This window comes from Aliiroseovarius sp. S1339 (assembly GCF_023195695.1).
In the GTDB taxonomy this organism is placed as follows: Bacteria; Pseudomonadota; Alphaproteobacteria; order Rhodobacterales; family Rhodobacteraceae; genus Aliiroseovarius.
The window spans coordinates 117,446-143,535 of record NZ_JALPQG010000010.1 but is presented as its reverse complement, the minus strand read 5'-3'; the positions used below and the strand labels follow the sequence as shown (position 1 = coordinate 143,535).

Annotated in this window: 22 protein-coding genes; 12 read left to right on the top strand and 10 right to left on the bottom strand. The window is 57.1% G+C overall.

Going from position 1 to position 26,090, the window contains the following annotated elements:
* The 4 genes from MUY35_RS15080 to MUY35_RS15065 form a co-directional block, all read left to right on the top strand.
* On the top strand, nucleotides 1-150 hold a 150-nt coding region (locus MUY35_RS15080; RefSeq protein ID WP_248370007.1), incomplete at its 5' end, for an integrase.
* Nucleotides 151-357: 207 nt separating this feature from the next.
* Complete coding sequence (locus tag MUY35_RS15075; RefSeq protein ID WP_248369999.1) at nucleotides 358-1,317, top strand: TAXI family TRAP transporter solute-binding subunit; 960 nt, start codon at nucleotides 358-360, stop codon at nucleotides 1,315-1,317.
* 86 nt (nucleotides 1,318-1,403) lie between these two features.
* The gene (locus MUY35_RS15070; RefSeq protein WP_248369998.1) at nucleotides 1,404-1,781 is read left to right on the top strand and encodes a DUF1850 domain-containing protein; all 378 of its coding nucleotides are present in this window, start codon (nucleotides 1,404-1,406) and stop codon (nucleotides 1,779-1,781) included.
* Between the two features lie 6 nt (nucleotides 1,782-1,787).
* Nucleotides 1,788-3,785 carry a TRAP transporter permease gene (locus MUY35_RS15065; RefSeq protein ID WP_248369997.1) on the top strand — a complete coding sequence of 666 codons (1,998 nt, stop codon included), beginning with the start codon at nucleotides 1,788-1,790 and terminating at the stop codon, nucleotides 3,783-3,785.
* Nucleotides 3,786-3,820: 35 nt separating this feature from the next.
* Here the strand turns inward: MUY35_RS15065 and MUY35_RS15060 are convergent, their stop codons facing one another.
* Together MUY35_RS15060 and MUY35_RS15055 are read right to left on the bottom strand one after the other, a co-directional pair.
* Nucleotides 3,821-4,213 carry a type II toxin-antitoxin system death-on-curing family toxin gene (locus tag MUY35_RS15060; RefSeq protein WP_248370006.1) on the bottom strand — a complete coding sequence of 131 codons (393 nt, stop codon included), beginning with the start codon at nucleotides 4,211-4,213 and terminating at the stop codon, nucleotides 3,821-3,823.
* Nucleotides 4,210-4,434: a transcriptional regulator/antitoxin MazE gene (locus tag MUY35_RS15055; RefSeq protein WP_248369996.1), complete on the bottom strand. Its 225-nt coding sequence runs from the start codon at nucleotides 4,432-4,434 to the stop codon at nucleotides 4,210-4,212. The genes MUY35_RS15060 and MUY35_RS15055 overlap by 4 nt, the downstream gene beginning before the upstream one ends.
* Before the next feature lie 126 nt (nucleotides 4,435-4,560).
* Between MUY35_RS15055 and MUY35_RS15050 the strand changes: the two genes are divergently transcribed.
* Genes MUY35_RS15050 through MUY35_RS15035 form a run of 4 tightly spaced genes read left to right on the top strand, consistent with a single transcriptional unit; the run spans nucleotide 4,561 to nucleotide 7,718 of the window.
* Entirely contained in the window at nucleotides 4,561-5,346 is a 786-nt protein-coding gene (locus MUY35_RS15050) for a polysaccharide deacetylase family protein (RefSeq protein WP_248369995.1), read from the top strand.
* Entirely contained in the window at nucleotides 5,333-5,821 is a 489-nt protein-coding gene (locus MUY35_RS15045; protein WP_248369994.1) for a UDP-N-acetylglucosamine transferase subunit ALG14, read from the top strand. Before MUY35_RS15050 ends, MUY35_RS15045 begins: the two co-directional genes overlap by 14 nt.
* Nucleotides 5,767-6,324, top strand: coding sequence for a glycosyltransferase (locus MUY35_RS15040; protein ID WP_248369993.1), 558 nt, complete (start codon nucleotides 5,767-5,769; stop codon nucleotides 6,322-6,324). The genes MUY35_RS15045 and MUY35_RS15040 overlap by 55 nt, the downstream gene beginning before the upstream one ends.
* Nucleotides 6,325-6,380: 56 nt before the next feature.
* Complete coding sequence (locus tag MUY35_RS15035) at nucleotides 6,381-7,718, top strand: nucleotide sugar dehydrogenase (RefSeq protein WP_248369992.1); 1,338 nt, start codon at nucleotides 6,381-6,383, stop codon at nucleotides 7,716-7,718.
* On the opposite strand, the gene MUY35_RS15030 is transcribed toward MUY35_RS15035, so the two are convergent.
* Together MUY35_RS15030 and MUY35_RS15025 are read right to left on the bottom strand one after the other, a co-directional pair.
* Complete coding sequence (locus tag MUY35_RS15030) at nucleotides 7,715-9,181, bottom strand: hypothetical protein (protein ID WP_248369991.1); 1,467 nt, start codon at nucleotides 9,179-9,181, stop codon at nucleotides 7,715-7,717. The two genes, MUY35_RS15035 and MUY35_RS15030, sit on opposite strands and share 4 nt — an antisense overlap.
* Before the next feature lie 72 nt (nucleotides 9,182-9,253).
* The gene (locus MUY35_RS15025) at nucleotides 9,254-10,039 is read right to left on the bottom strand and encodes a class I SAM-dependent methyltransferase (protein ID WP_248369990.1); all 786 of its coding nucleotides are present in this window, start codon (nucleotides 10,037-10,039) and stop codon (nucleotides 9,254-9,256) included.
* A 139-nt stretch (nucleotides 10,040-10,178) separates the two neighbouring features.
* Between MUY35_RS15025 and MUY35_RS15020 the strand changes: the two genes are divergently transcribed.
* Nucleotides 10,179-12,389 carry a hypothetical protein gene (locus MUY35_RS15020; protein WP_248369989.1) on the top strand — a complete coding sequence of 737 codons (2,211 nt, stop codon included), beginning with the start codon at nucleotides 10,179-10,181 and terminating at the stop codon, nucleotides 12,387-12,389.
* Nucleotides 12,390-12,505: 116 nt separating this feature from the next.
* Complete coding sequence (locus MUY35_RS17205; protein ID WP_248369988.1) at nucleotides 12,506-13,522, top strand: nitroreductase family protein; 1,017 nt, start codon at nucleotides 12,506-12,508, stop codon at nucleotides 13,520-13,522.
* Between the two features lie 91 nt (nucleotides 13,523-13,613).
* Here MUY35_RS17205 and MUY35_RS15010 read toward each other — a convergent pair whose 3' ends face one another.
* Nucleotides 13,614-15,860 (bottom strand): glycosyltransferase family 2 protein, encoded by a 2,247-nt coding sequence (locus MUY35_RS15010; RefSeq protein WP_248369987.1) that lies wholly within the window; start codon nucleotides 15,858-15,860, stop codon nucleotides 13,614-13,616.
* A gap of 304 nt (nucleotides 15,861-16,164) precedes the next feature.
* On the opposite strand from MUY35_RS15010, the gene MUY35_RS15005 reads away from it, so the two are divergent.
* Both MUY35_RS15005 and MUY35_RS15000 read left to right on the top strand, forming a co-directional pair.
* Nucleotides 16,165-17,910 carry an autotransporter assembly complex family protein gene (locus MUY35_RS15005; RefSeq protein ID WP_248369986.1) on the top strand — a complete coding sequence of 582 codons (1,746 nt, stop codon included), beginning with the start codon at nucleotides 16,165-16,167 and terminating at the stop codon, nucleotides 17,908-17,910.
* The gene (locus MUY35_RS15000; RefSeq protein ID WP_248369985.1) at nucleotides 17,907-21,698 is read left to right on the top strand and encodes a translocation/assembly module TamB domain-containing protein; all 3,792 of its coding nucleotides are present in this window, start codon (nucleotides 17,907-17,909) and stop codon (nucleotides 21,696-21,698) included. The genes MUY35_RS15005 and MUY35_RS15000 overlap by 4 nt, the downstream gene beginning before the upstream one ends.
* Before the next feature lie 12 nt (nucleotides 21,699-21,710).
* On the opposite strand, the gene MUY35_RS14995 is transcribed toward MUY35_RS15000, so the two are convergent.
* Genes MUY35_RS14995 through MUY35_RS14975 form a run of 5 tightly spaced genes read right to left on the bottom strand, consistent with a single transcriptional unit; the run spans nucleotide 21,711 to nucleotide 26,088 of the window.
* Nucleotides 21,711-22,610 carry an FAD:protein FMN transferase gene (locus tag MUY35_RS14995; protein ID WP_248369984.1) on the bottom strand — a complete coding sequence of 300 codons (900 nt, stop codon included), beginning with the start codon at nucleotides 22,608-22,610 and terminating at the stop codon, nucleotides 21,711-21,713.
* Nucleotides 22,607-23,125, bottom strand: a complete 519-nt coding sequence (locus tag MUY35_RS14990) for a nitrous oxide reductase accessory protein NosL (protein WP_248369983.1) — start codon at nucleotides 23,123-23,125, stop codon at nucleotides 22,607-22,609. Before MUY35_RS14990 ends, MUY35_RS14995 begins: the two co-directional genes overlap by 4 nt.
* Nucleotides 23,122-23,943: an ABC transporter permease subunit gene (locus tag MUY35_RS14985; RefSeq protein WP_248369982.1), complete on the bottom strand. Its 822-nt coding sequence runs from the start codon at nucleotides 23,941-23,943 to the stop codon at nucleotides 23,122-23,124. Before MUY35_RS14985 ends, MUY35_RS14990 begins: the two co-directional genes overlap by 4 nt.
* Entirely contained in the window at nucleotides 23,940-24,836 is an 897-nt protein-coding gene (locus tag MUY35_RS14980; protein WP_248369981.1) for an ABC transporter ATP-binding protein, read from the bottom strand. The genes MUY35_RS14985 and MUY35_RS14980 overlap by 4 nt, the downstream gene beginning before the upstream one ends.
* Nucleotides 24,826-26,088, bottom strand: coding sequence for a nitrous oxide reductase family maturation protein NosD (locus MUY35_RS14975; protein ID WP_248370005.1), 1,263 nt, complete (start codon nucleotides 26,086-26,088; stop codon nucleotides 24,826-24,828). Before MUY35_RS14975 ends, MUY35_RS14980 begins: the two co-directional genes overlap by 11 nt.
* Nucleotides 26,089-26,090: the final 2 nt, after the last annotated feature.

Sequence of the window (26,090 nt, the reverse complement as noted above, 5' to 3'; positions counted from 1 at the left end):
CGAGGCATGACAGATCATGACATCAAGCAGATCTGCGATCAGCTCAACAACACGCCCCGCAAATGCTTGGGATGGAAAACTCCAGCGGAGGTGTTGCGTGAAAAGATGATGGAGGAAACAGGCAAACACCCCTACCCTCAGCGCCAATAGGAGTCGCAGTTCAACTATCGCTCACAGCGGCACATTCTGAACTTGGTTGCGACGATGCCCTATCTTGCTGTCGAAGACCAAGTCAAATGCCGTCCGGTCGCGCAACTGCGACGCCCGACCCATCCCAATCCTTCAAATCCCTTGGAAACAGTTTGTGGCACACATAAGGTGGTGCCATAAACTAGGGACCTATGGGAGGACCACTCAATGAAATTCATGAAAACACTCGCGGCAGCGACGCTGGTTATGGCAGCACCCGCCTTCGCGCAGGAGCAGCTTGCAATTGCGACCGGTGGGACGGGCGGCGTCTATTATCCAATGGGTGGCGGCCTGGCCGAGATCATCAACAACCATGTCGAAGGCTATGCGGCGACCGCCGAAGTGACGGGCGCATCTGTCGAAAACATGGGCCTGATCGCCACGGGTGATGCGGATGTTGCACTGGGCTTGGCGGACACGGTCTTTCAGGGCTATTCCGGCACCGGGCGCTTTGAGGGGCAACAGCTTCCAATGTTGCGCGCAATGGGTGTTGCCTATGCGAACATGGTGCAAATCGTGACGCTTGAAGGCAGCGGTATCACCTCGCTTAAGGACATGGTTGGCAAGCGCATTTCCATTGGCGCACCGGGTTCGGGCACAGAAATCAACGCCGAACAGATCCTGTCGGCGAACGGTATTTCCTATGACGACATTGACGAACAGCGCCTGAACTTCAACGAAACGGCAGATGCGCTGGCCAATGGTGATATCGACGCAGGTTTCTGGTCTGTTGGGGCGCCGACCTCGTCTATCCTCAACCTCGCCACAACGAACAAAATCGTCCTGATTGAGCTTGGTGAAGAAGAAATGGCGGCAGCGGCCGCCGCCAACCCGGTCTTTGCCGTTACCTCTCTGGCAGGCGGCACTTATGTCGGCGTTGATGCAGATACACCGGTGATTGGTGTGCCGAACGTGTTGGTGGTGTCGTCGGAAATGCCGGACGATCTGGCCTATCTGATCACAAGCGCGATGTATGAAAATATTGCAGAGCTTCAGGCGGTTCACCCCGCGGCCAACCAGACGACTGTTGATCTGGCTCTGTCTGCCTCGCCGATCCCACTGCACCCCGGTGCGATCCGCTATTTCGAGGAAAAAGGCGCCACGGTTCCGGATAAATTGCGCCCGTGAACGCATGGTTCGGAGGGGGGCTTTGCGCCCTCCTCCTTTCCTTTTCGGCGTCTGTCGCGCAGGCTGATCGTCTGACGGCAACCCACATGGACACAGGCGAAACGCTTGCCGTGTTTGATGTTCCCGGCGGGTCAGGCTGGTGTGTGCTTTGGCATCATTCCGTTCAGGGGTTCGAGGTGTCAGACTGCTATGAAAACCGCGACGGCCATATGGTTCTGGTTCGCGCGCATCTGCCGGATTTTGCCGCCGGGCTGGATCATATCCCGGGTCGCGGTCTGCAAGTGTCTGATGGGCAGGGCGGCTATTGGATCGAAGATATCGACGAGCCGGTCGCGGGAAACGCCTATATCCTGCGCCCCGGCGCGGGTTTTGTAGATCATCGAATTCGCATGGGCGGGACCGAAGTCTCGCTTTCGGCGGTCGCGGCGCGCGCGCGTGTCCGCATCGCATTGATAAGGAGCTAGTCGGCCATGACCACTGAACTTGCAGAACGCCCCCCCATGCCACAGCCGACCACTTCGACGCCGCGCGCCATTTTGCAGGTGATCGCCGTCATCGGCATCACGCTTTCCCTGTTCCAGCTATATGCGGCCGGTGCGCAGCCTCTTGGTCTGTTTTTTCAGCGCCCGATCCATCTGGGCTTTATCCTGGTGCTTTGTTTTTTAATCTATCCGGTCTTTGGGCAAGGTCGTAAGCGCGGCGTGCTTGGCTGGGCCATCGACGGTGCGCTGATCATCTGTTCGGTTCTGGTTGGCGCTTGGGTGCCGATGAATATCGACATCATCGCCAATTCGATTTTCCCGCGCCAGATTGACGTCACGGTGGGTGTCATCACGGCGCTGGTCGTGTTGGAAGGTGCCCGTCGCGCCGTGGGTCTAGGCATGACCATCATCGGTGCCGTGTTCATTGCCTATGCGTTTGCAGGCAGCCGTGGCGAGCTTCCGTTTCTTGCCGATTGGATGCCCGGTATCCTGAACCACCGTGGCTATTCGCTGGATCGGCTGGCAAGCCAGCTGACTTTAGGTGCCGAGGGTATCTTCGGCCTGCCGCTTGGCGTTGCGGCCACCTTCATCTTTGTGTTCGTTCTGTTCGGGGCCTTTCTTGAGGTGACCGGCGCTGGCAAGTTCTTCATTGATCTGGCGTATGCTTCAACGGGGCGGCAACGCGGTGGCCCGGCCAAGGCCGCCGTGATTGCCTCCGCCGGCATGGGGTCGATCAGCGGGTCGGCCATCGCCAATGTTGTCACTACCGGTGCCTTCACGATCCCGCTGATGAAAAAACTGGGCTATCGCCCTGCACAGGCAGGCGGTATCGAGGCCGCAGCCTCCACGGGTGGGCAAATCATGCCACCGCTGATGGGGGCAGGCGCGTTTCTGATGTCCGAATTCACGCAAATCGCCTATGTCGATATCGTACTGGTGTCGATCTTCCCGGCGTTCCTATATTTTGGCGCGGTCTACCTGCTGGTCCATATTGCGGCCGTCAAGCAGGGCATGACCGGCCTGTCCGCCGACGAGTTGCCAAGCACGCGAAAAGTGATGGCCGACGGGTGGCATTTCATGCTGCCTTTGGTGGCGTTGGTCTGGTTGCTGGTGTCCGGGTTTTCTCCGATGCGGGTTGGCTTTTATGCCATCGTGTCGGTGATCGCCGCCGCCTCGGCGCGTTCGCTGTGGTCTTTTGCCCGCGCGCAACCAACGATGGACGGTTTCGTCGCGTTGTGTCGTCGTGGCCTGTCCTTGACGGCGCAGGCGATGGAGTTGGGCGCACGAAACGCGGTTGCGGTGTCGATGGCCTGTGCCGTTGCCGGGATCATTGTGGGAGTTGTCGGGCTGACGGGGCTTGGCCTGAAATTTTCGTCCATGATGATCGCGTTTTCGGGTGGCAACATCTTGTTGGCGCTGATCCTTGTGCTGCTCGCAAGCCTTATCCTTGGAATGGGCCTGCCGGTGACCGCCGCCTACATCGTGTTGATCATCCTTGTCGGCCCTGCCCTGACAGCCGAATTTGGCGTGCCGCTTCTGATCGCCCATCTGGTGGTGTTTTGGTATTCGCAGGACAGCAACGTCACCCCGCCGGTGGCGCTTGCGGCCTTTGCGGGGGCTGCGATTGCCGGCTCAAAACCGATGGAAACAAGTTTTCAGTCGTGGAAATTCGCCAAGGGCCTGTACCTGATCCCGCTGTTCATGGTGTTCAACGAAAGCATCATCTTGGGCGGCCCGGTCCCTCTGGTTCTTTGGAACGGTTTCCTTGCAATCCTCGCGCTTGTCGCCTTTGCGGCCTGCCTTGAGGGGTATCTGTTCGCACCGATAGCCATGTGGCAAAGGGTGGCGATCGTGCCCGGTGCGGTCGCGGTCTTCTGGCCTGATTTTCGGGTTGAGGTCGTGGGCGTTGCGATATTGCTGGCTGTGCTGTCCCTTAATTGGATCAATGGCCGAAGTGAACGATCTGGCGAGATGGCAGCGGGGTAAAAATTGACAGACGGAACCTGTAAGCCTGTTTGTCGTCATATATTCATAGGTTTTGCTATCCGCTCAAGCCATTGACGAAACTCAACCTCGCTGAGTTGATCGCTGGCCAGACGTTCCATGACAAGCACGCCCTGGGCCGGATCGGGACGGATGTGCCAGCCGTTCAATCGCAGGAATGTCGCCATCGTTACGAATGCCGTGCGTTTGTTGCCGTCCACGAACGCATGCGCCTTCGCGATACCAAAGGCATAGGCCGCAGCGCATTGCAAAACATCCGCCTGTTCATAGGCGTATTGATTGCGCGCCCGTGCACACCCCGCTTCTAGCAAGCCGAAGTCGCGAAGCCCGGACGCGCCGCCGTGTCTGGAGATTTGTCTGTCGTGGATGATGATGACCGCTTGGATTGGCACCCAAACAGGCGCCATCAGGCAAGCGCCTGCAACAGGTCGCGGTTTTCGTCCATGACCGCTTCTGCGGCTTCCAATACCGCCGAAAGCTCTGGGTCATATGGCAACAGCCGAACACCCCCGTCATCCGTCCGGGAAAGGAAAACAGTGTCGCCCTCTTTGACATCCATGGCCGACAAAATCTCGCTCGACAGGGTCACAACGGCTGAGTTGCCGACTTTCCGAATTTTTGTCTCAAACATGTGCTGCCCTTTCGTATCTACATATGTATACACGCCCGGACAATCTCAAGTCAACAAGGCCGCGCGCCAGAATATCGCGTGCACGCTGTGCTGCTGGTCGCCGCAATCAGGATCTGATGCAATTCCTTGACTTTATTGTATGGTGGATTGTACGACCGAAACAGGGGCGCTTTTATAATCAATATGTTTACTTTTTTCCTCTTTGTCGCTGTGATCATCGCAATCGTGTTTGCTTGGTTTGGCATTCCTACATTGATAAGATCTGTGCAAACACGGCAATTGGCGACCGCTTGTGCCCGTAAGAAAGCCATCGTCCTTTCATACGACGATGGGCCAAGTGTAGAGCTTAGCTTGCCGCTGGCTGATGTGTTGAAAACCCGCGATGTGCAAGCGACCTTCTTTCTGCTTGGCAGCAATGTTCGCGATCATCCCGACATCGTTGATCGACTGGTTCGTGACGGCCACGAGTTGGGCACGCATACACGCCACCATTCAAACGCCTGGAAGACCGGATTGATGGCAAATATCCGCGACATTAAGAATGGGTATAAGGATTTGCAGCAGTTGGGATCGGGAACAAAACTGTTCCGCCCCCCTTTCGGTAAAATGACCTTGGCCAGTTGGATGTATGGGTGGTTTTCCGGGCTTAAACTTGCTTTCTGGACCGTCGATAGCCGGGATAGCTGGGACAGGCGCTCAATTCCGGACATATTGAAACAGGTGGAAGAACAACAGGGGGGTGTTGTGCTGATGCATGATTTCGCGGCACCTCGGCGCGGACCGAAGCCGGAATATCATCCTGAATTTTTGTTGAAACTCACCACTGCTTTGATCGACTTTGCCGAAAAAAAGGGATATCAAATACTTCGTCTTGAGGACCTTTGGGAAAGCCGACAGAATGAACGTGGGTAAATCAGTTCGTGTAATGGCCGTCGCGTCAGCCGGGGGCCATTGGGTGCAGTTGCGCCGGCTGCGGAATGCTTGGCAGGGGCTTGACGTCACATATGTATCCACCGATGCCGAATTGAAGCCTATCATCGCACAAGAGGCCAGGTCAGAAGGCGCGCCAGAACCCACCTTTTTCGCGATTGTCGAAGCGAACCGCTGGCAGAAAACCAAACTGTTGAAACAACTTTTCCAACTGCTGTTTGTATTCATCCGAACCCGCCCTGACGTTGTTGTGACAACCGGTGCCGCGCCGGGCTATTTCGCTTTGAGGCTTGGCAAGCTGTTCGGCGCGCGGACAGTCTGGATCGACAGCGTCGCGAACGCGGGCGAGCTGTCACTGTCCGGGCAAAAGGTTGGCAAGCACGTTGATCTTTGGCTTACTCAATGGGAACATCTGGCAACCCCGGACGGCCCACAATATTTGGGGTCCGTCCTTTGATTTTCCTGACAATTGGAACGCATGAACCCTTTGCACGATTGGTGCGATCTGTTGACGAATGGTATGGGCAGTCAAATGTGTCCATGAAACTATTTGGCCAGATAACCGAAAAGGGTGCTGCAGAATATTCGCCAAAGAACTTCGAGGCGACCGACAGGCTGACACCGCTTGAATATGCAAATCTTTTTGAGCAGGCAGACCTGATCGTATCGCACGCGGGAATGGGCTCGATCCTGACAGCACTGAGCAGCGGAAAACCCATTGTCGTCATGCCAAGACGCGGGCATTTACGCGAAACGCGCAATGACCATCAGTACACAACGGCCCAATATCTGGGCGATAGGTCTGGTATATTCGTGGCGAAGGATGAACATGACGTTGCCGCAGTGCTCGACAAGGCCGTCGCCTCACTGAGCGACGAAAACGTATCCAAATTATCCAACTTTGCAGAACCGAAATTCACAGAGTCTTTGAGAGAATTCATATTAAACTCAAAGTCATAGAGCCACATTTGAAAGTAAGATTGTGACAACAGGTCCACATAATCAGGAGATTGATTTTGACAGAGCGTAATTACAAAAACTTGCTGGACAAAATACAGTCAGAAGATGCGAAGGTCGGTGTCATTGGCTTGGGATACGTTGGTTTGCCACTGGCGGTTACGACTGCAAAATGCGGCTTCTCGGTCACCGGGTTTGATATTGATCCCAGCAAAATTGTTCGGCTTGATGATGGCCAAAGCTATATCGAGGCCGTCGAGAGCGATGATCTGAAGGCCCTGAAGACGAGCGGCTCGACCGCTTGGACCAGCGATTTCGCGCAGCTTGTTGATATGGATGTCATCATCATCTGCGTCCCGACACCGCTGACGCGTCACCGTGAACCGGACCTGTCTTATGTGACGGCAACAACTGAAGAAATTGCCCGCAATCTGTCGCCGGGAACTTTGGTGATATTGGAATCGACAACCTATCCCGGCACGACGGTCGAGGTGATTGTCCCCCTGCTCGCAAAATCTGGACTTGTTCTTGGCGAAGACATTTTCGTCGGCTTTTCGCCAGAACGGGAAGATCCGGGAAATGCAACCTTCCGAACTGCCACGATCCCAAAGATTGTTGCAGGCGATGGTGCTCAGGCGGGGGTTCTAACCGAGGCGTTCTATCGGAAGGTGGTTGACGAAGTTGTCCCGGTTTCCAGCACTCAAACTGCGGAAGCGGTGAAAATCACTGAAAACATCTTTAGGGCGGTGAACATTGCGCTGGTGAACGAACTGAAAGTCATCTTTGACGCGATGGATATTGACGTTTGGGAGGTTATTGATGGCGCGGCGACCAAGCCTTTCGGGTTCATGCCGTTCTATCCCGGGCCGGGTTTGGGGGGGCATTGCATTCCGATTGATCCCTTTTACCTGACCTGGAAGGCCAGAGAGTGTGAGCTTTCCACGCGGTTCATTGAACTTGCAGGCGAAATTAACACCAATATGCCCAACTACGTTATCGCGCGTCTGCGTGAGGTTCTTGATAAGAAACTGGGCATTGGCTTGTCCCGCGCCCGGGTTCTGATTGTTGGAATTGCCTATAAGAAAAACGTGTCAGATATGCGCGAAAGCCCATCCGTGCGCCTTATGTCAATTCTGCAAGACAACGGCGCCGAGGCGGCATTTCATGACCCCCATGTCCCAGTGATTCCGAAGATGAGGGAGTATCCCGAATTGCTCGGCGTCGCATCGACACCGTTTGAGGATATCAGCGCAGATAACTTCGATGCCATCCTGATCGCGACAGATCACGACCTGATCGATTATGAAGCCTTGGTGGAATTGAAATTGCCCATAATTGATACCCGCAACGCAATCGCGAAACGTGGTCTAAGCATGGATGATGTCACAAAAGCCTAAACGGAATTGTGGCGCCATTTCTCTGTCCCGTAGATCTCTGCACGCCGGACGTCTGTGGCCTCTCGGCGCGGACGAGTTAGTTCCTTAAGTGCTTCAGGATTGTCTATGTTTTCGATTGCGGCCCCCAGCTCATAGTCAAAAGGCACCTCATTCAAATTTGGGGCGAAGCGATCAACGATATCATGGACCGCGTTGCCTTCATGACGATAGTTCTCATCAATTGCCATCACGCGCCCGATTTCCGCGCGACCGTTGAAGGGTGACATCCAGAAGTTGCGATAAAACGCAGGAAACATACATCCAACGGTCGAGCTGTAATACATTTCAAGAAACATCAGATCGGTTGAGTTTTTGCGTGCATGGTCGGGAATTGAGTTAAGCCATGCCTCGTATCTGGGTCTGAACCGCGCCCATATATCGTCGTTGAATTCTTGTTGCGGCACGATCAATAGGCGAAGCACTTGCCAGCGCGTGTTGTTGCGCGCGCGTTCCCCGATCCGGCTTGAAAACACTGCTCTGATGATGTCTGTCTGATGACCCCGCAGAACAACTGCATTTCGGGGGATTTTCAGGTGTAGTCCATTTTTCATCTCGGCCGAGGGGGGCATTTTGAACCCCAGAGCGGTGTAATAATTTTCGGCATCAACGCGCGCGCGCTTCTGCTTTGTCCGGTGGTCGCGTTTGTCGTGAACCTCGTGTTTAATACCGGCAATCTGCGCCAGGCGCTTCGCAATCGTTGCATCTATGCGGTTGGCATAATTGCTGATGTGCGTGTACGACATTTCGACGCCCAAACGCGCCTGCCCGGCCATCGCAAGAAGCAGGCGGCTGTCTTGCCCACCTGAAAGCGGCAGCCAGCACTTGTGTCGTTTGGCGATCGCATAGAAGACGCGTTCGGTGCGCTGGCCAAGCCAGTCATAGGTTTCCCCAAGTGATCCATCTTCCAGCTGAATGCTATCGGGGCGCGGCCAGAAGCGCGTTTCATGAAACGTCTCTAAGTCCAAATAGCAGCTCGGGTTCATCCGTCGCACATGCGCATCGCGGGTGTCGAACAAGGAGTATTTCGCCCCACGTTCTTCGATTGCAGAGTGATCATAATCTGGGTGGTCAACCACGTCGCGCGTTAGGCAGAGCGCCAAGGACGCCGAAACCGTGGATGTTTTCGCATCATAGACGGCACCTATCATTCCACTGGCGTCAGTATAGAGCCGTGTGCCCTGTTTTTGGATCAGGACAACACCCCACCGCCCGGTCAGGCCTTCAACCCAATCTTCAAATCGGTCCCACCCTTTGGCATCTGGGGATGGCGCGCCGGTATAGTCACCTTCGACCAAGGCTCCTTGGTCATCCACCGCAATACCAAAAAGATATCCAAACGGGACGCCATCCGTCGACAAAAGCCGCGCCCGCGTCAGCGCTTTGCCGATATAAAGAAACCAGTTTCCGATCTTATGCGCAGGCACAGCCATATCTGGGCGGGGACTGGCACAGATAAGATATTGTTGTCTAAACAGATTATCTATTTTTTTGCCTCCCTAACCGTGCTGCGTGCCCGAAGCGGGCGGCTGTTTTGCGACCATGATACGGTCGGCTTTTCCGTGTGCCGACTTTGTCAGAACTGACACATCCCCGAGGTCTTGCAGAAATTTGGTCGCTTCTTCCAATTTCCTGCTTCGGACGTCAAGAATAACCGCACCGCTTGGTTTCACTCCGTTTCGAAAGAAATCCAAATACGTTTCAACGGGATAGTGGAAGCCGCAAGAGATGAAGCTAACAGCCAAATCAACCGGCTTTTCAGCAGACAAATCTGCCTCGTCTGGATTGCAACACGCGATGTCAGACCGTGCGACACCGTTTGCCTCCAGAAATCGTTGTGCAACATTCAGGTTGGAATAAGCGGCACCGCGCTTCTTGAAGCCGAAATGCCGTTCTTCCGATGTTTCGATGTCAATTAACAGAACCGAAGCCGCATGATCTTGCCACAGGAACAGATCGAAGAATGAATAGCCGCATCCAATATCGGCAACGCTTTTGGGGGACAGGGTGTCGATTGTTGGCTTCAGTTCAAGGTATTCCAACCAAATGATCGCCGCAGCACGGCGCACAAGCGTGTCGCCCATTTTTTCAACGAATTCGCGCACCGGGGCTTCGTTTCCTTCGCTCCACGCTTTGATCGCCTGGCCCGGTCTGCGCTGGTCCCCCAAAATTTCGGATCGCTGCAGAATAATGTTTGCAATATCATCCGGTGAAAAGGCGCCTGTGTTCAACGAGGCGACACGCGGATGGGTTGTTGCCTGCATCAATTGTTCGAATGTGATCATCTTACCTACATTTCTTCAGTTGCGGGCGTTGTTTGTCAGAACCGGGCATACCCCGGATTTTGCGGATGGCTGTATACAAAAGCTGGTGGCATTTGTATGTTCATCTCCTAGTAGCGTGTATTTGCATCGGGGCCTAGTATTGACGCGAGAACGAGAAGTCGGGACCCTTTGGATCGGTGGCGCGCTCAGCTGGATGGAACAGCTTTGCCTGAAGTCATTTGTCGACAAGGGTCAGAAAATCACGCTGTTCAGCTATGAAAACATCCCCAACGTTCCGGCGGGCGTCATTCGGCGCGATGGGCGCGAGATCATTGATACTGACGACTTCATCAAATACGAGCACAAAAACAGCTTCGCTTTGTTTGCCGATTGGTTTCGCCTGCACATGATCCACAAATGCTCGGGCATGATTTGGGTGGATACGGACGTCTACTGCCACCGCCCGATGAACTATGACAGCGACTTTGTTTTCGGGTTCGAATTACCGGGCGAGCATCGGGTGAATAACGCAGTTCTGGGCTTGCCCAGCGACAGCGAACTGCTGTCCGAAATGCTGTTGTTCACAGAAGACCGCTATTCGATTGCACCCTTCATAGCGCAAAGGAAACAAAGGGAATTCCAGCAAGCGGCTGACGACGGCAATCCCGTTCACATTTCGCAACAACCATGGGGCGTCTGGGGCCCGATGATGGTAACGCACTATGTCCACAAGCTAGGGCTAGAGGAACTCGTGCAGCCCCTTGACGCCTTCTATCCCATCACCTTTCGCGAACGTGTGGAAATGCTTCAACCCGCATCGGTCGTCGAAGCGAAGCTGACAGCAAACACCACGGCATTGCATCTTTGGGCGTCGAACAAGAAACAAATCGGAAACCAACACCATGGCTTGCCTCCTGTCGGGTCCTATCTGGAGCAGCTAGTAAAACACCATGACATCGTCGCGCCGCTTGCGCCGGTGAAAGGTCGCGGAAACAGCACCTTCGACACGGGCCTGTTGGATCATTTGGATCTGAATGCGGTGAATTCTGTGGCCGACCTTAGCGGTAATGCGCAAGGCTTGATCCTCGCCCTCTATCACCGTTTCGACTGCGACATCTTTCTGGTCAGCGCAAATCGCCAGGGGCAAATAACCGAGCAACCGCAGGATTGGATCGATCCTTATCGAACTTTCCTGACACAAAATGGTGTTCCGCAAGATCGCATTCACATCATTTGTTCCGAGGCCGACCTGCGACCGGTTGATGTCCTGTGCAATCTGGACGGCTTCGGATGCGCCTATAAGGTCAAGTTTCTTGAGCCTTTCCTGTCCAAAATGATGCATTCCGACAGCCGGATGTTCATGGACATAAAAAAGGGGTCAGGCGCGTTTCCATTTCTAAGAAATTTCGGTGAAAACGAACCTGTTTCGACCTTTGAGGCAGACGGCAAAAGCGTCAGCCGCATTCGCTTCACACCTAACCCGCCGGCGGTGGTCGACAATGATGAAGGCTGGGCGGCCATTGCCAGAACGCTGGCCGGAGATGGCGGTTTCTTTCGAATGGGGCCAGAGGGGCATTCGTTCGTCTATACCCCGCGCAGCCAAAAGACCCTTGTGGTCACATTCGACAACCTTGACATAACCATGACCAAGCGCGCCGATCGGCGGCCATGGGGGTTTGCATTCATCGAAGAACAGGGCTGGTCGATGCTGGGCGTTTTGGCGGGTGGCTGGACGTGGTATCGCAACCAATGGGTCTGCGACCAATTCGACGACCTTCGCGACAGCGGGTTTTTCATGCAGTTTGATCGCGTGGTGTTTTACGGCGCCTCGATGGGTGGATATGCCGCCGCCGCCTTTAGCGCGGCCGCGCCCGGCAGCGACGTCATAGCGATCAGTCCGCAATCCACGCTTGATAAAACCATCGTCCCTTGGGAAGAGCGTTATAAAACCGCTTGGGATCGCGATTTCAGCGGCGAATATGGCGACGCGACCACCGCATCGCAAACCGCCTCGACGGTCTATATTCTTTACGATCCGTATGAGCCACTGGACAGCGGACACGTGAACCGTTTCACAGGAACGAATGTTGTGAAACTGCGCGCACCCTTGTTGGGTCATCGCCTTGGCTCGTCGTTGAACCAAATGGGCATCCTGTCACCCATCATTCTGGGTGCCTTGCAAGGAACGCTAAGCGAAACAGAATATTACCAGCATTTGCGAACGCGCCGCACATTTCCGCGCTATCAAAGAGAACTGTTTGAGCGATTGGTTAAGAAGGGCCACATCAAACTCGCCCGCCAACTTGGACGCTACGTCCTTGCGCGCAATGCAAACCGCAAGATCAAGTTGGCGATGAAAGATTTGGGTTGACGGTTTAAAGTATGAGGTTCCCCGATACTTATTGGATGCACCGGTGGTGCTGTTGTTAACCTACGGAATATGGCAGATTGTGAAATGAATTATCTTTATCGTTTAAGGAACCCATTGTGATCAGTGCATTAAAGCCGAAAATCAAAACTGTGCTGCAAAAAAACGAGCGGCTTTACAGACAGATGCAACGTCAATGGAGACGCTCTAAGCGCGTCAAAACTTCCATCCTGGTACTTGCGGATTATTATTACGATTGGCGGCGTTATGTCTGGTGGAGCCACGGTGGCGCAGATGTATCAAAAGGCCAGTTGGAACGGGTTTTGCTGCGCAGCTATCACGGTATTGAAAAGGGGCTGTCTCTGGCGGAACCACGTCCGGGTTTTGGACAAGACAAGATCAAGCTTCTGATCGATCACATCGACAATTGGCTTGCGCTTTATGGCTATGAAGGACCCGTTATTGGCGCGCTGGCATCACTGCGCGAATATCAGGCTTTCAATCGCGAACATGGCGTCGACGTTCCGTTTTTGGACAAATGGCTTATGGATAAATCTGACGTTCCACATTTGGGCGGCACGATTCAGAAGACCAGGGCGGAGATACAAGAAGCTGTCGCAAAAGGCGGGGAAGACTTCTATTTTTCGCGACATTCGATCCGAAATTTTTCCGGTGATGACGTTCCCATGGAAGACATGCGGAAAGCCATTCGAATGGCGCGAAAAACGCCGTCCGTATGTAACCGTCAGGGCCCTCGGGTTTATTGCTTCCAGAATGCGATTGACGCATTGCAATGGCAGCCTGGGAATAAGGGGTTTGGCCACCTCGCGTCGCGTGGTCTTGTTGTGACCTCTGACTTGCGGGCGTTTACCGGCACGGGCGAGCGTAACCAGTGTTGGGTGGATGGGGGTATGTTCGCAATGTCGATACTTTATGCGCTTCATTCATTGGGATATGGGGCCTGCCCGCTTGCCTGGGCACCCGAAGCAGCGGTTGACAAAAAAATGCGGCGCGCGCTCGACATTCCTGATCATCAGGGGGTGATCATGATGATTGCAGTTGGTGTTCTTCCAGAAAAACTGAATGTTGCGGTGGCCGACCGATATGATCTGGAAGATGTTCTGATCGAGAGATAGCGAGATTTTCTTGAGGAAGACAGATGCTCGATACCAAGGAAACAGACGCGAGGCGCGGTGTTTTCGCGCGCCCCGATCAATCGGACTTTGGCTACTGGTCTGTGCGCTGCTTGACGGTAAAAAACCATTTGGCATCGGGATCGCGCGCCACCACCTCATCCGGAACCGCATCGGGGCCTGACAAAAACACGTTTGACCCAAAATGGCTGTGCATTAGCGAGAGTTTCTGCAGCCGGGGGCCCGTCAGATCGTCATAGAAACGTGCGTATTTTTCAGTCGCTTTCAGCTCTGCAATTTTGGCTTTGTGACATTGAACCGAATGCGCGTGCGCCGCGGCGATGTCTTCATCGTCGATCAAACGCGCAAGCTCTGCCTTCATCATGGGGAGCCGGTGCTGAATGGAACGCTCTTCGACCGCGTTGTTGTTCATCCGAAACCAATAGGCCAGCCCTTGGTCGCGATCCACGTGGTTCACCCGTCCGCGATCACGTTTGACCAGAAAGCTTTCGGCTGAGCGCACGGCATAATGATTAAGCTGCACCAGATCATAGCCAAAGGTTTCCAGCGTCGAGCGCCATCCGTTGCGAAACATGGTTTTTGGCAGGGGGTTACCGGACCCATTGACCCAACTGATCTGTTCCCACAGCTGCGGCTTCAAACCCTTTGGGCGATGGACGCCCAGTTTGTTGAAAATACCGACATTGCGAAACAGTGTTTTGAACCCCCAAGCTTGATGTGGTTTGCGCACCAGTTCCGGGGCACTCCGCAAGAATTGCTCGGTGATGGGTTTGTCTTGATACGCATGGATATCTCCGTTTCCAAACAGCCGCCATGTCATCGAAATCATGTTGGCGTCGGGAACAGCTTGAAACAGCGCATCCAGCGTTCCATCACCGGTTTTGATATTCACGAATTCATCGACATCAATGCAGGTCACCCAGGTCGCGTCTTTGATCAGGTCCTCTTCCTCGGCCGCTTGCAGCGCGGCATGTTGCGGTTTCAGATCCGAAGACCGGAACGGATTCTCGCGATGTTGCAAAATACCTTTTGACTGCAAAAGTTTCAGCATTGTGTCGGTGCCGTCGGTGCAGTCGTTGGTATAGATGATGAAATCATCAAAACCGATTGCGCGATGATAGGCCAGCCATTCCAGAATGAAGGGGCCTTCGTTTTTCATCGTGCTGACGATGGCGCAGCGCCCCCTGCCCTTCAGTTTTGCTTTGTCGAACGAAATCTTGGGCATCCGCACCGGTTTATGACCGAACTCTTTTTTCGACATCTCCAGCAACGGCTCATGCTCAATCAACGAGGTCTTAGGGACGATCTTGGAGATTGACTCGTTAGGGTAACGTATTCCCATATAACGATAAAAGCCGCGCGTTCGCGTTGGGTCCGGCTGGACGTTGCCAATTCTGACCAGTCGCCAAATTGCATCTTCGGGGGCTTTGTCGGGCGCGATGCACCACCGATGGCGACCACCGCGCGCATCAAACTGGACGCAGGTGTGATCGGCGAACTTGATATCGGTGTCGGTGCGAACCCGCCAAGGATAGCATTGCTGGCCGATTAAGGTGATCAGGCCGTTTTCGGCAGATACTGCGGTATCAAATATGCTCTCCGGCCCGGCGGGCATCAGATCGAATACATCAATATTGGCGACGGCACGGGCTGTCGCTAAAAATCGCATCCGCATGATTTCGTAAATCGTCAGCGCGCCCAATGGGCTTTCCCAAGGGGCGGGGGGTGGCACGTGCATTCGATCTTTTCCCGGTGCGCCGGGCACGCAAAACGGATGCGCCTCTTGCGGCAAGTCGGGCTTTCCCAGTGGGATATCGCTGGACACAAGCGCAATTGTGCAGGGTGTCGTTACGTTCTTGAGCCCCTCGCGCATCTCACGCGTGAATGCTTTGTCGGTGCCCGGCTGGGCGCGATCAAGGATGGCAACCGACTGAACCTGTTGATGTTCCAGGTGAAAATCCAGCCACTCCAACACCAGTCGCGCCGGTTCCCCGTTGCGTTCAGCAACGATGGCATTGGTGCCCTGCATATAGTCGGTTTCGACTTCGGCGGGCGTCAGATCAACGGACTGGCCTTGAATTTGAAACGTAGCTTGCGCGTCCAGCGGCACGGCGTATGTCGCAAAAGTGGCACCGCCGATTGATTTAATGACGATCAGTTCCGAATTCGTCGGCGGGACGATCAAATCACCCGTTACGGCTTGGTCAAAGAAAAGGGTGATCTCTCGGGCGTTGTCGGTTTTCCGTTCGACAACATCAAGCAGGGCGCATCCGTCAAGCTCACGGCTTGCAAGTCGGCGCTCTATCAGCCTAGCGTTCATGCTTCTGAAATCCCTGCCCCGATACTGAAATCATATTCGACCCTTTACGCTTCCGACCAAACTACGGTGCGACATTACCACGTTCAAGATGATCTGTTGCGCAATTGATCGGCGGATACAGGCCGGCAAATCCGGCTGCCGGCGCACAGCAATTTCCCGCCGATGGTGCAAAACCGGTGGTGGGTTCAATCAGTTCTCTATAGGCTGGAACATAGCGACAACATGATTTGCACAGGAAGGGAGTTGGGGGTTGCGGTTTACCTGTGGTAAGGCACTGTTTTTCCTCCTTTTGACGTTAGTTTGGATGCCCCTTCCGGCGTACGCGCTGGACAGCGTGGTCTTCAACGTGGCTGGCCCCGACGATGATCTTGAAGATGCGCTGAAAGGTGCCTCTTTGGTATTGGCCGCACAGGATGACGCAGATAAAGACACCCGCGATGTGTTTGCCGATGCGCTGGCCGAATATGGGCAACTGGTCCAAACCCTTTATGCCAACGGATATTACAGTGGCGTTGTGAAGGTGCGCGTTGATGGGCGCGAGGCCGCGCAGATCCCGGTGTTCGAGGTGCCGCAAGCCATCGGCATGATCGAGGTATCGGTCAATCCCGGCAAACAATTCCGGTTTGGCAACGCAAGGGCCGCCCCACTTGCGCCAAATACAGATATGCCGGATGAATTCCGCGCAGGTGAGGTGGCCAAAAGCGTGACCGTGCAGCAGGCCGCTGACGCCGCTGTGCTGGGTTGGCGACAGGCGGGGCACGCCAAGGTCGACCTGTCAGGCCAGAAGATCACCGCAAACCACGCAAACGCGCAACTGTCTGCCACGCTGAACGTCGCCCCCGGCCCAAAGGTGCGGTTTGGCACCCTGCGCCAAACAACCGAAAGCGCCGTGCGTTCCGACCGGATTGCGCGCATTGCCGGGTTCCCCGCAGGCCAGGTTTTTTCGCCGGATGAATTAGAGACGGTCGCGAAACGTCTGCGTCGCACCGGCGCATTTTCATCCGTCACCCTGACCGAGGCCGAAACGCTTGGCGCGGGCAACACGATGGATATCGGTCTTGCCTTGGTTGACGAAGAACCCCGCCGCTTCGGTGTCGGGGCCGAACTTGCATCGCTTGAAGGGTTAAAGCTTTCGGCCTTTTGGATGCATCGCAACATGTTTGGTGGGGCTGAAAGGCTGCGTATTGACGGCGAAATCTCGGGTATCGCTGGCCAGCACGGCGGCGTCGACTATCGCCTGGGCGTGCGGCTTGACCAGCCGGCCACCTTCGGCCCGGACACCAACGCCTTTGTGTTTGGCAGCCTCGCCTATGAGGATGAGCCGGGCTATATCTCGCGCTCTGCCAATCTGGGCGCGGGTATCAAGCGCATCTTCTCGGACACACTGGAAGCCGAATTCGGCGCGGCCCTGCTGTATTCTGAAACCACCGATATTCTGGGCGACCGCCGGTTCGTCCTGTTCACCCTGCCCACATCGCTGACCTGGGACCGGCGCAATGACAAGTTGGACGCGACGCGCGGCACCTATCTGAAGGCCGAGGTGATCCCTTTCATCTCGCTGGACAACGGCGGCACAGGGGGGTGGGCCTATGGTGATGGGCGCGCCTATCGCGGCTTCGGGGCCGAGGATCGCTTTGTTCTGGCCGGACGGGTTCAGGTCGGATCGGTCTTTGCGGGCAATGTTGGCGATATCCCCCCGGATTACCTGTTTTATTCGGGCGGTGGTGGCACCGTGCGCGGCCAGCCGTATCAGTCGCTGGGTCTGGATGTGGGCGGTGGAGAGATCACCGGCGGTCAGTCCTTCGTCAGCCTTTCGGCGGAACTGCGCGCCCAGATCACTGACAAGATCGGCGTGGTTGGGTTTGTTGATGCGGGCCACGTGGCCGCCGGAAGCCTGTTTGACGGGCAAGGCAACTGGCACACGGGCGGCGGCATCGGCGTGCGGTATAAAACCCCGATCGGACCGTTGCGACTGGATGTGGCCGGACCCATATCTGGCGACACCAGTGATGGCGTTCAGATTTATCTTGGGATCGGGCAAGCGTTTTGAGCCCTTTTCTTCGTATATTCACAGTCCTTGCGGCCCTGTTCTGGTCGGGTTTTGCCCACGCGCAGAGCGACACCGAACAGGATGATCGCGGCTATCTTCAGGCACTGCTGGAAGACAACCTGTCGGGCGTCGGGCGCGATATCCGCATCATCGGTTTTCAAGGCGCCTTTAGCTCGCAAGCCACGGTTGCCCAAATCACCGTGGCCGATGATGACGGCATTTGGCTGACGATGAACGACGTGGTGCTGAATTGGCAACGCGCAAGCCTGTTGCGCGGGGCGATCAACATCAACCAAATATCGGCGCAAGAAATCATCATTGCGCGCACACCGACCCCCGTGGGCGGCGTTCCCGCGCCTGAGGCCAGCGGGTTTTCCCTGCCTGAACTTCCGGTATCCGTAGAAATCGGTGTCATCAAGGCAGAGCATGTCGAACTGGCCGAACCGGTGATCGGCCAAGCCGCCGTTGTCCGCCTTGAAGGCACCGCACAACTGTCGGGCGGCGAAGGCTCCGCGCAGCTTGATATTGTGCGCACCGATGGCCCGACCGGCGCGCTGCGGCTGGAGGGCAGCTATAGCAACGTGACGACGCAACTTGATCTGGCGTTGACAGTGGACGAGGGCGAAGACGGCATCGCGGCCAACCTGCTGGACCTTCCGGACCGCCCCGCCATCGGCCTGATCATCGCGGGATCTGGCCCACTGTCTGATTTTGTCGCCGATATTGACCTGTCCACCGACGGCAAACAGCGTCTGACCGGGCAGGTTGAGCTGCGCGACGAGATGGACCAAGCGACCTCGACCCCTGAAAATCCTGTAAGCCTGAAACGGTTCAACGCGCAGATTGAAGGCGACATCGCGCCGGTGCTTTTGCCCGACTATCGTGATTTCTTTGGCGACAATGTCACGCTGACGGCAGCCGGGCGGCGGTTTTCCGACGGCGCGCTGGACCTTGAGACGCTCGCGCTGACCACCGAGGCGCTGACCCTTCAGGGCGACCTTGCCCTGTCCGCAAAGGGCTGGCCCGAACGGTTCACCCTGACGGGACGCATCGCAGACCAAAACGGCGCGCCCGTTTTGCTGCCGATGACGGGGCCAAAGACGCAAGTTCAGTCTGCCGATCTGGCGATCGGATATAACGCCGAGAATGGCGAGGCATGGCAAGCCAATTTTACCCTGAACGCCCTGACGCGCGACGACATGACACTGGACACAGCCACCGTCTCGGCAATCGGCACTTTGGAACATGAGGACGGCACCAATGTCGGGCGGGTTGACGGTAACGTCACCGTCGATGTGCAAGGGATTGCACCGAAATCTGAACCATTGGCCAAAGCTATCGGCCCTGCCTTGGCAGGCAAGCTTTCGTTTGACTGGCGCCAAGATACGCCGCTGCAAATCTCGGACATCGACCTGAGCGGGACGAATTACCAATTGGTCGGCAGCCTGTCAGCCGATGATCTTGCAAACGGCGTCACGGTGAAAACCAACGGTGATGTTGTGCTGACGGCCAGCGACTTATCGCAGTTCGCCGGGCTGGCTGGAACGCCGTTGACCGGGGCGGCCAAGGTGGCGCTAGACGGTGCTGTGAACCTTCTGGGCGGCGCGTTTGATGTGAAGATCAAAGGCGACGGTGCTGATCTGGGCATTGGGCAGGCGCGGATTGATCCGCTGATCGCCGGGGCCAGCAAGCTGGATATCGAAGCGGTGCGCGATGACACCGGAACCCGGCTGGAACGGTTGAATATCACCACCGCACAGACCACCGCATCTGTGTCGGCGGACCTAAAAACCGATGCCTCAAACGCCCGGTTCGATGTACGCATCAAAGACAGCGCGGTCGTCGATCCAGGACTGTCCGGCCCTGCAACCGTTGTCGGCACCGTCAACCAAACCAAGGATACATGGGCGGTATTGGCCGACCTGACCGCGCCGGGGGGTGTCGACGCAGCGGTTGATGCCTCGATACAGATCACAAAAGACGGGCCGGGGTTGGCTAAGGGCACCGTCACCGCAAAGGCGTCGTCGCTGTCCCCTTATGCACAACTGGTCGGGCAACCGATCACGGGCGCAATATCGGCGACGGCCAAGGGCAGCTATGACCTCGCCACCGGGAATTTTGAGGCCGAGGTAGACGGCACTGGCACCGATCTGGGCCTTGGCCAACCCGCACTGGATTCATTGATACGCGGCGACAGCACTTACATGGTCCGCCTGCATCGCGACGACAAGAACGTCGTGCTGCTGGATGCCCTGTCGATATCGACCCCCGAATTGACCGCGCAGGCCACCGGCCGGGCCGACAATGGCCGCAACACACTGGATTTCGATCTTAAACTGCGCGATGTGGGGCTGCTGGCCAACGGGATTTCTGGTGCAGGCGCGGCCAGCGGCACGGCCACCTTGCTGGATGACACTTGGCAATTGGCTGTCGCGGCGAATGGACCGGGCGGCGCAAATGCCTCTGTCAACGGAACGGTGCAGGCCGACGCCAGCCGCGCCAATCTGAAAATCGACGGCACCGTCCCGCTTGAACTGGCAAACCGGATTATCCAACCGCGCCTTCTGACCGGTCGGGCGGCGTTTGATCTGACCTTGAACGGCCCGCTGCAATTGTCGTCACTGGCAGGCAATGTGCAAACCACAGGGGCGCGGCTGGCGCTGCCGACATTCGGGCAGGCGGTAGAGATCGACAGCGCGTCAGTTGTGTTATCGGGCGCGCGGGCCGATGTGAATGTCGTGACCTCGGTCATCACCGGCGGGCAGGTGACAGCGCGCGGCAACATTTCGCTGGATGCGCCGTATCAGGCCGATTTGCAGATCAATGTGGATCGAGTCACGCTGACCGATGGCAATTTGTTTGAAACAACGCTGGATGGCACGGGCACGTTGCGCGGCCCCCTGACTGATGGGGCGACTTTGCGCGCGGACCTGACCCTTGGCAGCACCGAAATTCGTATCTCGGAAATACCCCCGGGCACGGTCCCCATCCTGGAAGAGCTGCGCCACATCAACGAACCCGCCGCCGTGCGCCAGACCCGTGCCTTTGCCGGGCTGATCATCGACACCGACCCTAACGGGCAGACCTCCCGCCCCTATCCCATCGACATTACCGTCCGCGCGCCCAGCCAATTGTTTGTGCGCGGGCGTGGGCTGGATGCTGAATTGGGCGGCACGCTGCGACTGACGGGCACCAGCGCGAATGTCGTGCCCGTGGGCGAATTCGAACTGATCCGCGGGCGGCTGGACATTCTGGGCAAGCGGCTGACCCTGACCGAAGGTCGCGTCAGCATGCGCGGCGGCTTTGATCCCTATGTGACCTTTGCGGCTGAAACGCAGGCCGACGACATTGTCGTGCGCATCAGTTTGATTGGCCCGGCTTCGGCCCCCGAAGTCACCTTCACCTCAAGCCCGGAACTGCCGCAGGACGAGGTGCTGGCAAGGCTGCTGTTCGGGCGCAACATCGCCGAAATTTCGCCGCTGCAAGCCCTGCGATTGGCGGCGGCGGTGCGCACGCTGGCGGGCAAAGGTGGCGAAGGCATTGTCGGCAAGCTGCGCGACAACTTCGCGCTGGATGATCTGGATCTGACCACCGATGAAAATGGCGAGGCGACGCTGAAAGCGGGCAAGTATATCTCGGAAAATATTTACACCGATGTTGAGGTCGGCGCAGATGGCGATACCGAGATCAACCTGAACCTCAGTATCAGCCCGTCGCTGACCGCGCGCGGCACGCTCGGCTCGGACGGTAAAAGCTCCATCGGGATTTTCTTCGAACGCGATTATTGACGCAGACGCGGCTTAGGTCGCGCTGGTCATCACCTCGATCTTTGCATCCGGGAAGCCCGCAACGATGCGCGCAGCGGTGGCATCGTCCACAAGACACAGGGCGGTTGACAACCCGTCTGCAATCATCGCGGTCGGGGCAGACACAGAAACCAGCTCTTGCACGGGTTCTGCGCCGGTCGGCGATAGAATATGCCCCTGCGTGCCTCCGATTTCCATCGCCATCGGAACAGAGGTCGCGATGGCCCGATCAGTTGCTGTCAGGCGATGCACAAGTGTTCCGTCGGTCATCGCCACGCCAATCGACCACGGCCCTTTTGGCCCCTGCCCCATGGCTGCAATCTCGCCCATATCCACCAGCACGTCGCGCAGCCCCTGACCGCGCAAAAGGGCGGCGATCCGGTCCGTTACAGCGCCTTGGGCAATCCCGTTCAGGGTCAGGCCCCCGCCTTTCGGCAAGCTCACCTGAAGCGCATCAAACTGCACTTTCGACCAGCCAACCGCAGCTTTCGCCGTCGCGATGGCGTTGTCATCGCCGTTCAGGGCGATCGCCTGCCACAACGGCTGGACGGTCGGGTCGAACTGGCCGTCGCTTGCCGCGTGCAGGCTGGCGCAGGCGCTGAGCACATGCAGAAGCTCGGCTGACGGATCGCCGATCTTGCCAAACTTATTCAGGCGCGACAGTTCGGACTTATCACGATACAGGCTGAAGATATCTTCCAAGCGATCCAATTCGGCCTCGACCGTTGCGAAAACCTTGTCCGCGTCCGCCTGAGACAGACCAACAAGCTGCATCGACACCGGCCCACCCAGCGCGTGGCCCGTCCACCGGGCAACTGACGCGGCCGCCCCTGTTGGCACCGCCAGTGCGGCCGCAGAAATTGCCAGAAAACGACGGCGATTGAGGATGCTCATGAAGGTGTCTCCAACGTCTTGTTCAGATCGACGGCGCCAAGCGCGGCGTCGTCGGGAATGGTGTCGAGCATGTGCGTTTCACCGCCGTATTGCGCGATGAACACGCCCGCGCTTTCATCGTCTGCGAAGGGCACAATTTCGGGTGCGCCCATGCCGCCAGCGACGTCTGCGCCCACAACATATATCGCATCTTGTGCAGCGATCCAGTTGCCATTTCCGGGGTCGGCCCAACTCCGCGCAGTGGTCATGTTGCTGACATAGATCGCGGTGATTTCGGCCTCGCGTTCGGGGCTTTTCAGATAGGCGACCATGTCGCGCACCTGTGCAAAGAACAGCGGCGAGTCGTGGCCTTCCAGATGGATTTGCCCTTTGGGCCCGCCATGTTCGGCCACGTTCATCTGACAAAAATAACTCAGCGCCTGTTCGGTCAGGTCGGCCGGGGGCGGCGGGGCTTTCGCCTCGTTTTCATTGCAGGCGGCGAGCGTTAGGGCTGCCAAAAGGATCACGCGCTTCATGGCTCGACCCTTTTGAAAGCGGCGCGCGCCAAGGCGAAGGCAAGCAGCGGCCAAAGGGCAAGCGACAGGGGCGCGGCCCATGCGGGCAATGTTTGTGCTGCACCCACCATGCCCGATGCCATCGCCACCCCGTCCGAGGCCGAGATATTCCACACCCGGAACGCATCCGCTGGATTGGCAACCATCAGCCACGGAAAGATGGACCGTGTGAAGGTGCCGCTGCCGTCCATGACCACCGCGCCCAACAGGCCAAGGTCGTAAAGGACGACGAACACCAGCCACAGGCCCGCCGACAGACCCGCCGCTGCGGTCGCGCTGCGTGACAGGGCCGAGACCAGATAGCCAAGCGCCAGAAACACCGCGCCCAACAGGATCGAGGTGCCGATCAGACGCGCCAGCGCGGTCAGGCTTTCCGCCCCTGCCCCGCCGAACCACGCAGCAATCGCGCCGGCCGCGCCAAACCCGACGGTCATGGCGAACGCCAGTGCGGCCAGATGGGCGGCGAACTTGCCCAGAAGGATTTCTCCGCGCCCGGCAGGATAGGACAGAAGCAGCGACAGGCTGCCGCGCTCGGCCTCGCCCGCGATGGCGTCAAAGCTGATCATCAGCGCCAGAAGCGGCGCCAGATAGACCGACAACGTGGTCATCGAGGTCACGGACACGGTCAGCATATCAACGCCCACCGATCCGGTCGGCGCGCTGCCCGCGAAGGTCAGTGCCAGCGCAAAGAGCAGCATGATAACGGTCGCCATCAAAAGCCAGCGGTTGCGGCGCAGGATCAGCATCTCGGTCGAGGCAATGGCAAGGAAGCGGGTCATTGCGCGCCCTCCTTTGCATAATGGCGATACAGGTCCTCAAGGCGCGGCGGCGTCATTTCAATATCGGTGATCACCTCGCCCATAGCAGCGACGCGGCGCAACGCCTCCATCTTGCGATCCGGGGTGCAGAGGATTTCGACCGACGCGCAGTTGATGCGGGTGCCGCCCGTTGCCTCGGCGACCTCATCCGCGTGGTCGCCGCTGGCGCGAATGCGCAGCTTGGTGGGCAACCCGGCCTGCGCGGACAGGTTTTCCAGCGTGTCGTCGGCCACTTTGATGCCTTTGCGCAGAATGGCGATGCGGTCGGTCTGGGCCTCGACCTCGGTCAGGGCGTGGCTGGCAATCAGGACGGCGGTGCCATTGGCGGCCAGCTCATCAATAATCGCATAAAGGTCTTGTCGTGAAATCGGGTCCAGCCCGCTGGTCGGTTCATCAAGCAGCGCGACTTTTGGATTGCCCAACAGCACCTGCGCCAGCCCCAGCCGCTGCCGCATCCCTTTGGAATACGCGCCAATCCGTCGGTCCATCGCATCGCCCAGACCAACACGATCAAGCAATCCGGTAATGTCGGCCTTCTGCCCATCGAGGCGGGCAAACAACTGCAACTGCTCGCGCCCCGTCAAAGCGGGGTGAAAGCTGACAGCTTCCGGCAAATACGCGGTCGTGCGGCGGGCGACCGCACTTCCGGGCTTCGCATCACCGATGCGAATTTGGCCATCCGTAAGGGGCGTAAGGCCAAGAATTGTTTTGATCAGGGTCGATTTACCCGCCCCGTTGTGACCCAAAAGCGCGACCCGTTCGCCGGGCGCCACGCGCAACGACACGTCGTCCAGAACCGTGGTCTTGCCCCGGTCCTTGCGCACATGTTCGATGGTCAATGCACTATCCGTCATAAGGCACCTTTTCACTGGCCGCCGGTTTCACGGGGCGCATAAGAGGGTTCGAGTCGATCACGCCACCGGGCAAAAGCGCCGGGAAGGCGGATTGCGACCAGCGCACAAGCTGCACGGCCGGCGACCCCAAAAGCAGTTTAGCAGCAGGTTGGGTCCACAGAACATGGTCCATGCTGTCATTGGGACGGTATGGCGCATCTGCGATCCCGTCGCCATCCACGTCGAAGGCGGCAAAGTCGCTCCAGTAATTGCCGCGCCCCTCTTCGGACCATTCAACCCACTGGGTTGAGACATATTTCACCTGCGTGCGGTTGCCGATGAAGCTGTTGCCGACAATGCGGTTGCGTTCCGACCCCGCGGTGAAGTGGATGCCGATGTCACAGCCCTCAAACCAGTTGTCGGTGAAGGTGTTCTTGTTGGCATTATAGAGGAACGTGCAGCGGTCGGACGCGTTCTTCACGTAATTGCCCACAAATTCGCTGTCATTGGCATAGTTCAGCATGACGCCGTGGTCGCGGTCGTTCAGCGACACGTTGTTCAGAACCTTCACATGGGTCGTGAACATGATCGCATAGCCAAGGTGGTTGCCGATCGAGATGTTGTCCGACACCTCGCTGCGGTCTGCATACATATAATGCACCGCGAAACGCAGGTCGCGAAACAGGTTGCCCTTGAACAGGTTCTTTTTCGAGGTGTTCACGAAGATGCCGTCGCGGCCATAGCGAACGTCGTTGTTCAGCACCTGTGCGCCTGCGGCATTCCACACGTATACGCCGTTGCCGCGCGCGTTCATGTGACGATCCTGACGGCCTTCGATGACATTGCCCCGCACGATGCTGTCGCGCGCGCCGTGAATGTCCACGCCGTAAAGATTGCCCAGAATTCTGTTGTTTTCGACAATCGCGCGCCGGGCTGTCTTTGTCAGCTGCACACCGCTGTCGATGGTTTCATGGCTGCTGCCCGAGCCGATCAGCTCTAACCCGCGCACCACAATATCGTGTCCCGTCACCGTAATGACAGACCCTGTGCCGCCCGCGTCAATCACGGCCTCGCCGCGTCCGTCCAGCGTGATTGTCTTGTCCAGCACCACGGGGCCGGCATAGCGACCCGGCGCCAAGATCAGCACATCGCCGGGGGATGCCCCGGCGATGGCTTTTGCAAGTGCGCCCTCTTCTGCGGGCACAATCCGTTCGGCTGCCGACACCAAAGGTGCCGCCAAAACCGTGAAAAGAACCGTTAGAAGAAGGCGCAGGA